Source organism: Bacillus sp. KNSH39, assembly GCF_052656585.1.
In genome coordinates this window covers 125,266-139,106 of sequence record NZ_JBQXYO010000001.1, presented here as the reverse complement: position 1 = coordinate 139,106, position 13,841 = coordinate 125,266, and the positions used below count along the sequence as shown (strand labels likewise).

Annotated in this window: 18 protein-coding genes; 7 read left to right on the top strand and 11 right to left on the bottom strand. The window is 33.9% G+C overall.

Annotation, left to right across the window (positions count from 1 at the left end; genetic code table 11):
• Positions 1-15: 15 nt before the first annotated feature.
• Positions 16-687, top strand: a complete 672-nt coding sequence (locus ACUL40_RS00730) for a GntR family transcriptional regulator (protein WP_002040907.1) — start codon at positions 16-18, stop codon at positions 685-687.
• A gap of 56 nt (positions 688-743) precedes the next feature.
• Here ACUL40_RS00730 and fbpA read toward each other — a convergent pair whose 3' ends face one another.
• Positions 744-914, bottom strand: coding sequence for a Fur-regulated basic protein FbpA (gene fbpA / locus ACUL40_RS00725; protein ID WP_000098302.1), 171 nt, complete (start codon positions 912-914; stop codon positions 744-746).
• A 193-nt stretch (positions 915-1,107) separates the two neighbouring features.
• A complete protein-coding gene (locus ACUL40_RS00720; RefSeq protein WP_322368912.1) occupies positions 1,108-2,007 on the bottom strand; it encodes a cation diffusion facilitator family transporter in 900 nt (299 codons plus the stop codon).
• Positions 2,008-2,217: 210 nt separating this feature from the next.
• Between ACUL40_RS00720 and ACUL40_RS00715 the strand changes: the two genes are divergently transcribed.
• Positions 2,218-3,291 carry a WD40/YVTN/BNR-like repeat-containing protein gene (locus ACUL40_RS00715; RefSeq protein WP_445422941.1) on the top strand — a complete coding sequence of 358 codons (1,074 nt, stop codon included), beginning with the start codon at positions 2,218-2,220 and terminating at the stop codon, positions 3,289-3,291.
• A 41-nt stretch (positions 3,292-3,332) separates the two neighbouring features.
• On the opposite strand, the gene ACUL40_RS00710 is transcribed toward ACUL40_RS00715, so the two are convergent.
• Both ACUL40_RS00710 and ACUL40_RS00705 read right to left on the bottom strand, forming a co-directional pair.
• Positions 3,333-4,439 (bottom strand): DUF4179 domain-containing protein, encoded by a 1,107-nt coding sequence (locus ACUL40_RS00710; protein WP_059303945.1) that lies wholly within the window; start codon positions 4,437-4,439, stop codon positions 3,333-3,335.
• Positions 4,436-5,002: a sigma-70 family RNA polymerase sigma factor gene (locus ACUL40_RS00705; RefSeq protein WP_048534371.1), complete on the bottom strand. Its 567-nt coding sequence runs from the start codon at positions 5,000-5,002 to the stop codon at positions 4,436-4,438. The genes ACUL40_RS00710 and ACUL40_RS00705 overlap by 4 nt, the downstream gene beginning before the upstream one ends.
• Positions 5,003-5,263: 261 nt before the next feature.
• On the opposite strand from ACUL40_RS00705, the gene asnB reads away from it, so the two are divergent.
• The gene (asnB, locus tag ACUL40_RS00700; protein ID WP_445422942.1) at positions 5,264-7,087 is read left to right on the top strand and encodes an asparagine synthase (glutamine-hydrolyzing); all 1,824 of its coding nucleotides are present in this window, start codon (positions 5,264-5,266) and stop codon (positions 7,085-7,087) included.
• Positions 7,088-7,129: 42 nt separating this feature from the next.
• Here the strand turns inward: asnB and ACUL40_RS00695 are convergent, their stop codons facing one another.
• Positions 7,130-7,957 (bottom strand): protein phosphatase 2C domain-containing protein, encoded by an 828-nt coding sequence (locus ACUL40_RS00695; RefSeq protein WP_002040904.1) that lies wholly within the window; start codon positions 7,955-7,957, stop codon positions 7,130-7,132.
• Between the two features lie 121 nt (positions 7,958-8,078).
• On the opposite strand from ACUL40_RS00695, the gene ACUL40_RS00690 reads away from it, so the two are divergent.
• Genes ACUL40_RS00690 through ACUL40_RS00680 form a run of 3 tightly spaced genes read left to right on the top strand, consistent with a single transcriptional unit; the run spans position 8,079 to position 9,695 of the window.
• Positions 8,079-8,489 (top strand): MarR family winged helix-turn-helix transcriptional regulator, encoded by a 411-nt coding sequence (locus ACUL40_RS00690; protein ID WP_445422943.1) that lies wholly within the window; start codon positions 8,079-8,081, stop codon positions 8,487-8,489.
• Positions 8,473-8,802 carry a DUF3147 family protein gene (locus ACUL40_RS00685; protein ID WP_000545608.1) on the top strand — a complete coding sequence of 110 codons (330 nt, stop codon included), beginning with the start codon at positions 8,473-8,475 and terminating at the stop codon, positions 8,800-8,802. The genes ACUL40_RS00690 and ACUL40_RS00685 overlap by 17 nt, the downstream gene beginning before the upstream one ends.
• Positions 8,763-9,695, top strand: a complete 933-nt coding sequence (locus ACUL40_RS00680) for an alpha/beta fold hydrolase (protein WP_060852253.1) — start codon at positions 8,763-8,765, stop codon at positions 9,693-9,695. The genes ACUL40_RS00685 and ACUL40_RS00680 overlap by 40 nt, the downstream gene beginning before the upstream one ends.
• A gap of 18 nt (positions 9,696-9,713) precedes the next feature.
• On the opposite strand, the gene ACUL40_RS00675 is transcribed toward ACUL40_RS00680, so the two are convergent.
• From ACUL40_RS00675 to ACUL40_RS00655, 5 genes are all read right to left on the bottom strand, one after another.
• Positions 9,714-10,085 (bottom strand): hypothetical protein, encoded by a 372-nt coding sequence (locus ACUL40_RS00675; protein WP_000461779.1) that lies wholly within the window; start codon positions 10,083-10,085, stop codon positions 9,714-9,716.
• An 89-nt stretch (positions 10,086-10,174) separates the two neighbouring features.
• Complete coding sequence (locus tag ACUL40_RS00670; RefSeq protein ID WP_000208265.1) at positions 10,175-10,750, bottom strand: histidine phosphatase family protein; 576 nt, start codon at positions 10,748-10,750, stop codon at positions 10,175-10,177.
• Positions 10,751-10,866: 116 nt separating this feature from the next.
• Positions 10,867-11,958 carry a serine hydrolase gene (locus tag ACUL40_RS00665; protein WP_086395973.1) on the bottom strand — a complete coding sequence of 364 codons (1,092 nt, stop codon included), beginning with the start codon at positions 11,956-11,958 and terminating at the stop codon, positions 10,867-10,869.
• A 177-nt stretch (positions 11,959-12,135) separates the two neighbouring features.
• Positions 12,136-12,297: a hypothetical protein gene (locus tag ACUL40_RS00660; protein ID WP_000108701.1), complete on the bottom strand. Its 162-nt coding sequence runs from the start codon at positions 12,295-12,297 to the stop codon at positions 12,136-12,138.
• A gap of 65 nt (positions 12,298-12,362) precedes the next feature.
• Positions 12,363-12,479 (bottom strand): hypothetical protein, encoded by a 117-nt coding sequence (locus ACUL40_RS00655; RefSeq protein ID WP_001987133.1) that lies wholly within the window; start codon positions 12,477-12,479, stop codon positions 12,363-12,365.
• 41 nt (positions 12,480-12,520) lie between these two features.
• Between ACUL40_RS00655 and ACUL40_RS00650 the strand changes: the two genes are divergently transcribed.
• On the top strand, positions 12,521-12,943 hold the full coding sequence (locus ACUL40_RS00650; RefSeq protein ID WP_065212097.1) for a YfmQ family protein: 423 nt from the start codon (positions 12,521-12,523) through the stop codon (positions 12,941-12,943).
• 49 nt (positions 12,944-12,992) lie between these two features.
• On the opposite strand, the gene ACUL40_RS00645 is transcribed toward ACUL40_RS00650, so the two are convergent.
• Positions 12,993-13,826 (bottom strand): hypothetical protein, encoded by an 834-nt coding sequence (locus ACUL40_RS00645; RefSeq protein ID WP_048656966.1) that lies wholly within the window; start codon positions 13,824-13,826, stop codon positions 12,993-12,995.
• Positions 13,827-13,841 lie beyond the last annotated feature (15 nt).

The window sequence follows — 13,841 nt, the reverse complement described above, 5'->3', positions numbered from 1 at the left end:
AGGATTGAATTCACTATGCCTGTCCCTCAAAATTATAAAAAACCAGGAAGAATTTCAGCAAAATCACTCGTTTTAAATCAACTACAAAATTGGATTATTGAAGGTGTACTGAAGCCCAATGAAAAAATTAATGATGGGGAATTGGCTGAGGCACTAGGAGTAAGCAGAACACCTGTAAGGGAAGCACTTCAAATATTAGAGCTTTCTGGATTAGTGGAAATGGTACCAGGGCAAAAAACGAAAATTGCTCCTATTAAGTTAGACGACGTATCTATCATTTATGAAACGATGGCTGGTCTTCACTCTATTATAGGAAAGCAAGCTCTTCAAAACATTACAGACGCTGATATTCAAATACTTTCTGAAATAAATGATCATTTTCAGCACTCTATAGAGAAAAAAAACGCAAAACAAGCTTTAAAATTAGATATACAATTCCACAATACAATTTCTTCTATTGCTAAAAACCAATATATTGAACCCTTTCTAGAAAATATGCAACTTCACGTTTTACGTCTTGAATATTTGTTTTTCCAAAACTTTGTTCCAGCAAGTCAATCTATTGAAGAACATCACTCTATCATTCAAGCATTACAGAAGCAGGACGAAAAACAAATGGAACAAATAATGACCCAAAACTGGCTCCGTCCCATGAAAGAAATACAAAAAATAATTTCTACGAAATAAAAAGAGAGCTGGTTACACAAAATCGTAACCAGCTCTCCTTTTACTAATCTATATAGCTACGCCTGAATATTTGCATAATCTTCCATATCTTCGTACTCTTTTTCCAATTCCTCTAAAGACAGCTCGTATAATTGTCGGTCGCGAATCTTAAACACACCTGCTCCAATTAACTCATCAATTAAATGCCTCTTACGATTTTCAACAGCAAAACGGAGTTGACTACTCATCTTTTAAAAAACTCCTTTCTACGATCATTGAAAATGATAATCTTTATCAATTACCACTTTTGATTATAAAAGATGACTCTTTATAAGTAAAGTAATTTCATGAAATATTTACCTTGCAAAGTATTTGTGGCCACATTATATATATGTATGCCGTGCGAAAAATGTTATGACACTTTTTCTTATCCTTTTTCTTTCATACTTTGCAAGTTGTCTCATCGTGATGAAATTCACCATCTATTTCTACTTGAATGGTGACATGTTCTACATGAAACTTCTCCTTTAATACATACGTAGCCTTTTTTAATACACTTTGCGTTTCATTCCCTTTAATAATCAAGTGGCAAGTTAATACTTGAAAATCCGATGTGACAGACCATATGTGCAAATCATGAACTTCTTTGACAATCGGAATATTTAATAATGTACTTTTTACCTCTTCAACATTTATGTGCTGTGGTGCACCTTCCATTAATATATGAACCGTATCACGTGTTACACGCCATCCACTAATAATGACTAAAATAGACACAAGAATACTAGCAATCGCATCTGCAGCAGTCCATCCGAAAAATTTAATAAGTAACGCAGCAATAATCGCTCCGACGGAACCCAATAAATCGCCTAGTACGTGCAGGAAAGCACTTCTTAAATTCAAATTACCTTTCACATCTCCGCCTCTCATTAATATCCAAGCTGATAAAATATTAATAAGCAGACCAAGGACTGCAATAATGAGCATCCCATTACTAGCAATCTCAACTGGTTCTTTAAAACGACGGATTGCTTCAATAAAAATGTATACCGAAATGACAATAAGAACGACACCGTTACATAATGCTGCTAACATTTCGACTCGCTTATATCCATATGTTTTCACAGTTGTTGCTGTTTTTTCTCCGAGCTTAAACGCAAGTAAACTTAAAGCTAAAGATACTGCATCACTTAGCATATGCCCCGCGTCAGATAGTAGTGCTAAGCTATTTGTTACAAAGCCACCAACAACTTCTGCAATCATAAAACTTGTTGTTAGTAGGAAGGCAATTAGTAATGCCTTTTTATTTTTTGAATGACCATGATCATGCGAATGTCCCATACTTATACTCCTTTAAGTACAATATCTGTATGTTAGTATGAAACAAACTCCCCATCTTTATCCCGAATCAACTGATTGTAAACGCCCGCTTCCTCTGTATACACACTTCGCTACTTTTTAGACAATCCCTTTTTCTCAAATAAAACAAGACTACTTCTTTTTTATTTTCATATTGTTTACTAATGAAAGAATTTTAAGGAGGTTACTTAAATGAAACGTTTATTTCTCTGTATGGAACGTGAACTTGTTGTAGTGAAAGAACAATATGATAACTATGAAACGACTTACCACTTACAAAATATGCAACCTACCTGTATCGCTGTTGATCCGTTCCACCCAAACCGTGTATATTGCGGAACATTTGAACGAGGTCTATGGTTAAGTGACGATAGCGGGGATTCATGGAGACCAATTGGAGATTCTTATCGTTACTTTGATTTCCCTAAAGAAGATGGTATTTTGCACTCCTCTATCACTTCCATAACAATAAGCTCAAATGAACAAGTGAACGGATATGGTGTCGTTTATGTTGGCACAGAACCGAGCGCTTTATTTCACTCTGAAAATGGTGGTGAAACGTGGACTGAACTTAAAAATATGAAATCATTATTATCTTCTTATACGTGGGCTTTCCCGCCTAGACCTTTTACCCATCACGTACGCTGGATTACAGTTGACCCAAACAACCCTAATACAATACACGTTTCAATCGAAGCTGGTGCTGTTATTCAAAGTAACGATAAAGGGCATACATGGATTGATAAAAAATTCGGTGCCCCTATCGATGCACATCAATTACTTATGCACCCTGAAGCACCAAATCGCCTTTATGCATCATGTGGTGACGGATTTATGGGCGGACCTGATCGTGCTTATCTTGAAAGTTATAACAATGGAAACAGCTGGATCTCATGTAGTGAAGGACTTGAACATCATTATTTATACAGCATGGCAATTGATCCAGCTGATTGTGATACGATTCTCGTTTCTGCCGCGCCAAGTGCTGATCTCGCTCATCACCGTATCCCTTATGAATCTTATATTTATCGAAAAACGAAAGATACTCCTTTCCAGCAAGTACAACAAGGACTACCATCTGCAATCGGTACAGTCATTTCGATGTTTGCTACAAACGAAGCCGAACCACATACGTTCTACACGTTAAATAACAATGGCGTCTTTCAATCCAATGATAGCGGCGAATCGTGGGAACAACTAAATATTCCGTGGAAAGATGAATATAAAACGCAGCATCCGCATGCATTGCTCGTTACTAGTTCTTAACGAAAAAGAGACTGCCTAAATGGTTTTAGGCAGTCTCTCTTTTATTTCTTTAAATCAATGACGATATCATCTAACACAATATCTTTACTCTTCGCTTCTTTTTTCGGCACTTCTATTTTCTTCTCTTTTCCATTCACATACTCTACTCCACCATGATTTTCAGGTGTATGAACTCGCAAGTGTACACGAGGTGTAACGATAAGCTTTGTTGCATTTTCGTTTAACTTTTGGAATGTAGAACTCCAACTACTTTTGTGCGGTTCTGCTACTGTACTAGTTCCGCCATTTCCTTCACCAGCATATTTATTTCCTAAATCATCTTTTATTTCTAATTCCACATCAGCGCTATCCCATATACTTCTTAATACTTTAGATTCTTCCTGATTGAAAAAAACGATAAATGACATCGGAGTTACTTCCATTTTGTCTATATTTACTTTTATTAATTCATTTTCAGAAACCCTATTAACTTTTACTTCTTTACTCTCCATTGCTTTTAAACTAAGTGCGAAGTTCCAATTCCCCTTAATTGAATTACCTTTATAATCCAACTCAATCTCTTCCATATTCCACCAAACGTTTGCAACATCTAACCTTTTACTACTATTACCACTCATCGTAGTCATACCTACGTACTTTTTCTCTCCAACTTTTGTTACTTGAGAGCTTCCTCCCCCGCCATTAAACCCCATCACCTGCGGATATCCAAATATATTTGGCTTCTCACCTAAATCTTTATCACTCTCAATAGAGTATGTGATTGTGATTGTTCTACCATCGAACACAGCATCATTAATTGTAACCTTAACCCCATTACTCTCCCTTGTCATATTCAACTCAGTCGAAAACTCTTTATAATTTTCATATAACCCTGTTCTACCATTATCTAAAAACCGGAATATGTCCCCTACTATTGGTAATCCTCCAGCGTATGTCGGAAATCCGATGCCAAGCATGGCAACCGATACGCCGACTAAAATAGATGCAGCAGCGACACCTTTTTTCCAACTTTTCATCTTTTTCTTCGCACGTATCGATTGTTTTACATTTCGTTTTACTTTTTCCTTTTCAATTTCAGAAGCCTCAATTTCTTCTAGTTCTTTTTCGTCTATATCAATATCATTTAATAGTTCATAAATGTCTTTCATATTGCACTACCTCCAAAACTAATATTCGTAGCATTTTGTTGTAGTTTCTTTTTCCCCCGGTACACTCGATTATCAATTGCTGCCCGAGTTAATCCTAACTTGTCACCTATTTCCTCTGTCTTCATACCAAGTAAATATTTCATAATGAACACCTTTTGATCTAGCGGTTCTAATTGATTAATGAGCTTCAATAATTCTTCCCTATCTTCCATAACGATTAATTCGTCTTCTGCTGATTTTTCTGTACTGATATGAAGCTCATCTGAAATGATTTCTACTGTTTTAGTAGATTTCCGGTAATAATCAATTGCTTTAAACTTTGCAATCGCTGCAATCCACTTTTTAAAATCACTCGGCTCTCCATGAAATTTATTTGCGTTATTCCAAATGGAAAGAAATATATCGTTTATACATTCCTCTATGAGTCCATCATTTTGAATGGGAAGTAGAACTTTATGCGTGATCCCCTTTATGAGTGGTAAGTATGTATCGACAACAAATTCTAACGCGTCTTCTTTTTGCCGCTGTAATCTTTTTATAAAATTTTTCTCATTTGATTTCATGTAGCGATTCCCCTTATTGTTTTGTAAAAGCTTTTACACCCTATATAACGTCTGAGAAAATTTTTTCTCTCATCTTTTTATTTTTTGTATGTAATGGAATACTTTCCCTTAGCCATTGTCTCACATAACTATGCGTTCAAAGAAAATTTTCTCAAGTCTGTAATTTAATTCATGTAGTACACTATTTATATAGTCACTTTTTAACTTAGTGTACATTTTATTTCGTTAATCTACTATTTTAATTTAGGAGATGAGATGTGTATGTGTGGAATTACAGGTTGGGTAGATTGGAAGGAAGACCTTTCAAATCAACATGTTATTTTAAAAAAGATGGCAAATAGTATTGAGCATCGTGGTCCAGATGCTGAAGGATTTTGGTTTTCACCTCATGCGGCCTTTGCACACCGGCGTTTAATTGTAATTGATCCAGAAGGCGGGACACAGCCGAAGACATTCCGTGCTGGTGATTATACGTATGCTCTTACCTATAATGGAGAAATTTATAATTTCCGTGAACTTAAAGAGCAGCTTCAAAAATGTGGGCATGCATTTGAGACCCATTCAGATACAGAAGTATTACTACATGCTTATTTAGAATGGAAAGAAGACTGCGTGCGATATTTAAACGGAATTTTCGCTTTTGCCTTATGGGATGATCAGAAGCAACAATTGTTTTTAGCACGAGATCATTTAGGTGTAAAACCACTCTTTTACACAGAAAGAAATGACAGTATTATTTTCGGCTCTGAAATTAAAGCATTATTAGCGCATCCATCTGTCCCTGCTGAACTTGATGCGGGTGGAATAAATGAAATATTTGGATTAGGCTTATTTCGCACTCCAGGATGTGGCGTCTTTAAACATATTAAAGAAGTACGTGCTGGACATTCTATAACATTTACACGTCATAAAAAAGTAGTTACGAAGTATTGGAATTTAGAAAGTAAGTTCCATACAGACTCTATAGAAGATACATCTTCGCATATTTTATCTATTTTACAAGATACAGTAAAAAGACAATTAATTGCCGATGTTCCTCTCGTTTGTATGTTATCAGGCGGATTAGACTCTAGCGGTATTACTGCACTTGCGGGTAAAGAATTTGCTGCGGAAAATAAAACACTTCATACGTATTCCGTTGACTTTGTAAATAGTGCAAAAGATTTCGAGCTGACATTTGCTCGCACTGGTTTAGACGCTCCTTGGGTAAAACGCGTTTCTGAACATGTAGGGACAGCGCATCATGATATTATTGTGAATGCTGAAGAATTAGCAAATCACTTATTCGTTCCCCTTCATGCGAAAGATTTACCGAGTGCTGGTGAAATGGAAACTTCACTATATTTACTATTTTGCGAAATGAAAAAAGATGCGACCGTAGCTTTATCCGGTGAATCGGCTGATGAAGTATTCGGTGGATACCCTTGGTTTCATCAAGAAGAATTACTATATGTAGATAAGTTTCCTTGGCTAACAAATTGGAAAAATACATCTCCTCTTCTACTAAATGAAGTAAGTAACCAATGTAATCTAGAAAACTATATTGATACACGATTCCAAGAAGCGATACTTGAAGTACCTACTCTTGAAGGGGAAAGTAAAAAATCCGCGAAACAACGCCAAATGTTTTATTTATTTTTAACACGATTCCTTCCTTTCTTACTTGACCGTAAAGATCGCATGAGTATGGCTGTTGGATTTGAAGTTCGTGTACCGTTTTGTGATTATAGATTAGTTGAATATTTATGGAATGTTCCTTTCAACATAAAAAGTATTGATAATATTGAAAAAGGCATTTTACGTAGAGCACTACAACCAGCTTTACCTGACGATGTACGTAATAGAAGAAAAAGCGCTTATCCAACTTCACAAGATCCACACTACTTACAAACAATCCGTAATTTAACACTTGATATGTGTAGCAATAAAAACAATCCTATTTTCTCACTTATTAACCATTCCATCTTACTTTCAATTGCTGATCAAAGTAATAAAGAGATTAACAATTTTGAAGCAAGAAGTGCCATGGAGTATATGCTACAAGTAAATGAATGGTTAAAAACATATCACATCCATATTGCTTAACAAAAAGGAGTTCAAGGATAAAAACCTTGAACTCCTTTTATATTAATTAGCACATTGTTTATTATCAGTATCAATAGACCATCCAATAATCGTGGCACAGTCTCTACCTTTCCACTGCAGTACATTTGTTAATACGGGCTCAATCTGCAAGCTATTTCCGTCGTGTAATATTTCTACTAAAGATTGATCATCATCAAACCTTCGTTTGTCACACTCTAAAATACCGTCCGTTGCCATTACAATGTGATTCATTCCTTTTTCTAATCCTCTTACACCTGACGTAAAGCAAGGTGTATTTGCTGCAAAAATATTTTTCCTGCCAATATATTCGTAATTCTTCCGTTTATTTAATCGTCCTTTTCCATTTTTCGTTTTCTCAGAATGGAATAAATACGCGAAACAATCACCAACTGATAACCAATATAAAAATTCGCCTTTTCGTAAACAAATTAAGCAAGCGAGTTCCTCATCATCTTGATCACACTTTTTAATAAATAACTCATCTGTAAATAACGCTAATAAGTACATATGTGTATGATGGAAAGCTAAATGTATTGGATATGAGAATAACTCTTTTAGTTTTTCTTTTCTTTCCGAAATCGCTTCTATTATATAATCTATATTTTTTGTTTTGTGATGTGTATCAAAAATCATAACAAATTCAAATTGTAATTCAGGATCCCACCAAGCCAGCACCGCATCTCCTCGTTCATATGCATCACTCTCTTGATTTCCCCCATATACGCCGACTGAAAGAGGACCACATTTTTCAACATGTATTTCATCTACATACATCTGTTCATGACTAATCCATTTGAATGTATTCACAGCTATCATCCTCTCTCTTGCTAAATGTATACCTTTACACATAGATTACCTTATATTTCAATAAAAATAAACTTTTTCAACATTTTTTATCCAAATAAAAGGGTTTTATTTCTGAAATCACGAATATATCTTACTATACGATATAAAAAGGAGATTTATTATTATGTACAACATTAATCAACATTGGGAGAGCATTTATTATCACTTACGATACGAATACGAGAACAACCTTTCCCACCAAGCAATTCGTATTTTACAAATCGTTTCTCGTGAGAAAGATATAACAATTGGAAAAGTCGCTACTGAGCTTAGTCTTTCTCATAACACAGCATCTGAACATATAAAACGCCTTATTCAAAAGGGTTTCATCGTTAAAGAGAGAAATAAAAAAGATGAAAGAGTGGTAAACCTTACATTAACAATTGAAGGAATTGAAGTATTAGAAAAACATATTTTACTAGATAAAGAAAAGATAAAAATATTAGAATCACAGTTATCAACAGAAGAACAACAATTAATTGAAAAAGCATTTTCCTTATTAGCGAAGGAGGCAAAATATGCATTTCCTCGTTAAAATAATCGTTTCGGCACTTATTATCGGCGTTATCACTGAAGTCGCTAAACATTACAGTACGATAGGTGGCTTTATTGCTGCCCTTCCTCTCGTGAGTTTACTTAGTTTATTTTGGATTTCATTCGAAGGCGGAAATAAACAAGAATTGAGTCAATTTGCTTTAGGGGTATTATATGGATTCCCCGCATCAGCACTACTATTATTTATTGTCTATATTGGTTTAAAAAATTCATTTACACTTAGTACATCTGTCCTACTTGGTATAGGTGTTTGGTGTATCGTTTTTGCTTGTCAAAAATTATTTCAAGCTTAGGAGGAATTAACATTCATAAATTTGTAGAAATAATGGGGCAAAATATAGAAGTACATATAAAAGGAGATGGTAAACAAACTGTAGTCATTCAAACCGGAATGACTTGCTCATTTTATGATTGGTTTCCTATTATAGAAAAGCTTTCAGAGCACTTTACAGTTGTTTCATACCATCGCCCAGGTTACGGAAAAAGTGATTTAGGCAATCAGCCGCGTACAATAAGGCAAGTTACAAAAGAGCTACATATGTTACTAAACAAACTAGCTATTCAAGAACCATTTATTCTAATCGGTCATTCCTATGGAGGATTATGTGCACAACATTTTGCGATGTTACATGAAGATAAGCTACAAGCACTTATTTTAGTTGATTCTACTTCGATGAACTTACACCGTTTAGATGAACTTCATTTACCAATTTCTGATCAAACTGATTCTGATGATGTTTGGTTTCAAAAATATAATATGTATTCAAAAATGGATGTAGACATACTTTATAACGAACTAAAACCTATTCTCACCGATCAATCAAAACAGCAAATTGAATTCTCTACCTCGCCTTCATTATATAAAGCGACAGCTTCTGAACTATCGGAGTGGAAAAACTGTGCTCTCTCACTAAAAGAGCTATGTAAAACATTAGAAATACCATTAATCGTTATCGGTAGAGATCCTCAATATTCTATTACTCAATTGACTAATGGTGGCATGCCAAAAGAGGAAGCAACACAACTTGAAGCAATGTGGCAAGAACTAATTCACGAACAATTACACCTCTCAACTAACAGCCAATATATTCTTGCCGAACATGCTAGTCACGGTATAGAAAATGATCGACCAGATATTATTATTGAGGCGATTCATTTCTTACAAATAAAAAAAGGAAGCAACTAAAGCTGCTTCCTTACTTATCTATTCATAATCTTCTTCATCATCGATTTCTTCGTAATATGAACTTCCATTACTTACATATATAGGGCCATTCGCAACATCAATACGTAGTACCCACGCCCATGGCACAGCTAAACGTTTATGTATCGCTCGCCAAAAGCTCATTGATTTTCTTTCGTACTCCTGGAACTCCTGAAGTAACTCTTTGTAGGAGGAACCGTCTAACTGAATATTTGCTTCTAACAAACGAGAATGGGCATAGTACTGTAACTCTAGTTCAGCAGCAATTTCCATTTCTTCTTCCGTTGCCATACCAATGATTGTTCCATCTTCTGGTGCAATTTCATATACGTTTTGAACTTCAATAAGCCCTTCTTTCTCTTTCTCAAACATGTAAACAGCCTCCTTTAACATATATTTTTTATGTTACAAAGTCATACTTCTACAATAACTTCTCTCTTTCCTCTTTTTTTGATAAACTTTTACAAAATATTTAACCGATGACCTGTTTTCTCTATTCTTTCAGCAGAAATGAAACGATTTTTATCAAAATTTAATTTATACACATCAGGCATATGAAGTGTTTTCCAAAACTCAAAATCATATTTCGAATTAAAATAATTCATGAGTAATACCATAATATTTCCATGCGTACCTATTACAATATTCTTACCTTCATATTGTTTTAATATATTTTGCATACATATTACAGCGCGCCTTTGTGCGATATCATTCGATTCTCCGCCTTCGTATGCAAAACTCCAATCTTCCCACACATTCTGCATAGCATCATTAAAATTTGATACTGGCTCTGTGCTCAATAATCTTTCACGCAAATCTTCTTCTGTTTGTATTGATAATTTATATGTATTCGCAATTCCTTGTACAGTTTGGATTGCTCTTTTGTACGGACTAGAAATAACAACATCAATATGTTTATCTTTTAATAAATGTGTTACATTCTCTGCATCACAGTGCCCTTTTTCAGATAAAGGTCGTTCCCGTTCTTCTTTTGTATATGTAGAATGGGCATGGCGAACGAAATATATTGTTGTCATTTTTCAACCTCCTTTCTTATTTTCAATTTATATTCAATAATAAGATTGGAAAATCCTGTATTACAAAAAAGCACTTTTCATAAGTGCCCCTTTGTTTACATAATAAAATTATTTCATTATAATTTATTTCTGAATTCCTCACTTATGACAATATCTCGAATAAAGTAATCCATATTACTTAGAAGCTTTTCAAATGCTTTTTCACTCAAATTGTTCATCATAAAGACAATCTCAATCTTATTCCCTTTTTTATCAGTACCATAGAAACTATTTGTTAATACAAATGCAGTAGAACCACCTTTCTGTCCAGCAAATTCGAACATACCCTCTCCTACGGTTCCTTTAAATATATTCTCAATCTCACCTTGCATTTGTGGTGTAAAATAATTTCTGCTATTTATCTTTTCCAGTAAACTCATGTAATCCTTCGCATTTGCACCTATAAACCGATCTGACCAAATACGCTGAAAGTCCATATCGGCTTTTAAAGATATCTCGCGTTTTGTCCATTCTTTCTCGTCTTTCATCCATTCATGTATTTGCCATACATGCTTAACATATTCATCATTAGACATATTACGTAGCTTGTCCAATGCTTTATTTTGAGGAATATGCAGTTCTTTTTCAACATAGCCCCTCATATATAATGCCCCTGTATACGTTGGATAAAATTCATCGTGACTATTTAAGCCTAACTCTTTCAAACTTTCATTTATCCGCGCTGCTCCAAGCTTGTCTAATAAATATGATGCATTCGCATTCGAACTATAATGGATCATTCCTTTCACTACTTCTTCTAAAGAAGTTTGACCACCCTTCACTAACTCTTTAACTTTTACATCATCTAGCCATGCAGGGTGTGCACCACCATCAGTATTTTTCACATAGTATTTTTCTAATTCTTTCAATGAAATTTGCTCGTCTTTTCTTATTTTCCCTTCAGCTACTTGCTTAGCATATTCAATTGCTATAATGATTTTCGACATACTTGCTAGCGGTAGTTTTTCTTTTTCATTTATTGATGTCAATGTTTCACCATTTCTTTTAACAATTAAAGAAGTTGTTTTATCATCCTTATGTTCTTTTATGTAATTTAGCACATAATTAGAGTCTTCTTTGGAATTGACATATTCCTTCACTGAAAAGAAAGCTATACAGCCTACTATAGTAATTCCAGCTATAATTCCAACAACTTTTAATCCCCTCATGATACTCCCCCTAAAATAAACATATTATATATTATACTAAATAAATTTCCCTTTTTAAGTAATAATTAGATTATTTATACAAAAACACTTCTTTTCTTAAACAATAAAAAAACATGCCTTCATTAGGAAAGCATGCTTTGTGATATCCTTCACATTTTTTAGTTAAAAAATAAATGTTTACTTACCATGATGTAACATTAAATCACTAAGTTCTTCTTCAATGTGATTTAATTTCGCAACGCCTTCTTTCCATTTGTGAATATAACGTGAAACCCCAACAAAAAACAAAACAATAATTGTGGAAAGAATAATACCATATACGATTGCTACAGTACTCATAGTTACACTTCCTTATAATTAGTAATGTGGTTATTAGTTATATTTTTATTATAAACCTTTTTCTTTTAAAATACTTCGATTTCAACTTTTTGTAACAAAATTGATTTTTCTAACATTTCGTTCGTGAAAATGGCATATTTTTCACAAATTATACAAAACTTCACCATATGTACTATTACCATATGAGTTATATTATTAAATAGAATAAAGGGGATGATATACTATGACGACTTGGTTTATTGTAATGTTAGTTGTATTTGGAGCATTTAAAATTATCGTTTCTAGCCTTCCTAACTCTGTTATTGAATCCATTATTAGTCGCTTTGAAACACATCCACAACTCGAAGAAGAGAATGTGACTGTTACAATGAACGGAAATAACTTAGTAGGCAAACAGAAATCAAAAATTATTCATGATTTTAACGAAGGTTTATTTTTAGATCGCTATTATGCACCACCCCATAATGAAGGCACTCCTTTAATTATCCATGCAAAACGTGGTAAAAAAGATTTTACATTTTATATTTATAGTCATGAAGAGCATGTTGATGTTGTAAAACAATATAAAAAGAAGGTAGTTGCTTATAGTTTACGCTCTAAAAACCTTCAAAATAGTGATATGTTCGTGTCAGCTGATTTAGCTTAATACTCATATATAAAAAGGAATCCATGGCATATGGATTCCTTTTTACTATTTACTGAAAAATAAGCTCTGTCTTCAAACTATCTTTCGGTAACAACCAGCCTTTTTTCTCTAAATTCGCCATTAATAATTCCCTTTGCTTTGTCGCAATACTTTCTTCATTTGTTTTAAATGACACTTCTATTACGAAGTCATCTTCTACTTTTCCGGTATTACTTAATGGCCAAATTTCAATATTTGCTTTTATGTTTTCAAAATCTCCTGTATATCGTTTCATTAATACAGGACCGTAAATATGGGAATTCTTTAACATCTCTTCTCCCCAATTTGTATACAACCATTTGTTCATTTTCCCTGGTAATTTTTCTATTAACATGTTTTGAGCAGCTTGTTTATTTGGTAAATCAAGTATTCCATATCCTTTAGCACTGTAACTTTTCTTATTTGAAATGCTTAATGTCTTCTTCTCAAATCCCCAATCTATTTCCGCCTCATAACTATCCGTATTACTATCGAATCCTTCTTTTTTAGCTACTTCTAGTGCATCTTGAATTACACCATTTGGAATAGGATATCTTTTTTTATATGTTAGTTCAAAATCTTTACTAAATTCTTTCTTTCGAATTCTAGCAAACCAACCTTCCTCGCTTAAACTTTTATTCGCAGTATCTAAAAATTGCACTTGTATTCTTTCATATTTTGTACCAGCCTGGAAATGTTCTAACACCTCTTGCTTCATCTCTTTGTTATCACCTAATACTTGTTCTGGCTTCAATAATAACTTTACTTCAAAACTAGGTTTCATTGGACTAGCAGCAAACCCTTCCTTAACGTTATAAAGGAAACAACAAAAGAAAATGCTTACGAATACAAATACTTTTTTCATATACCTATCCCCTTT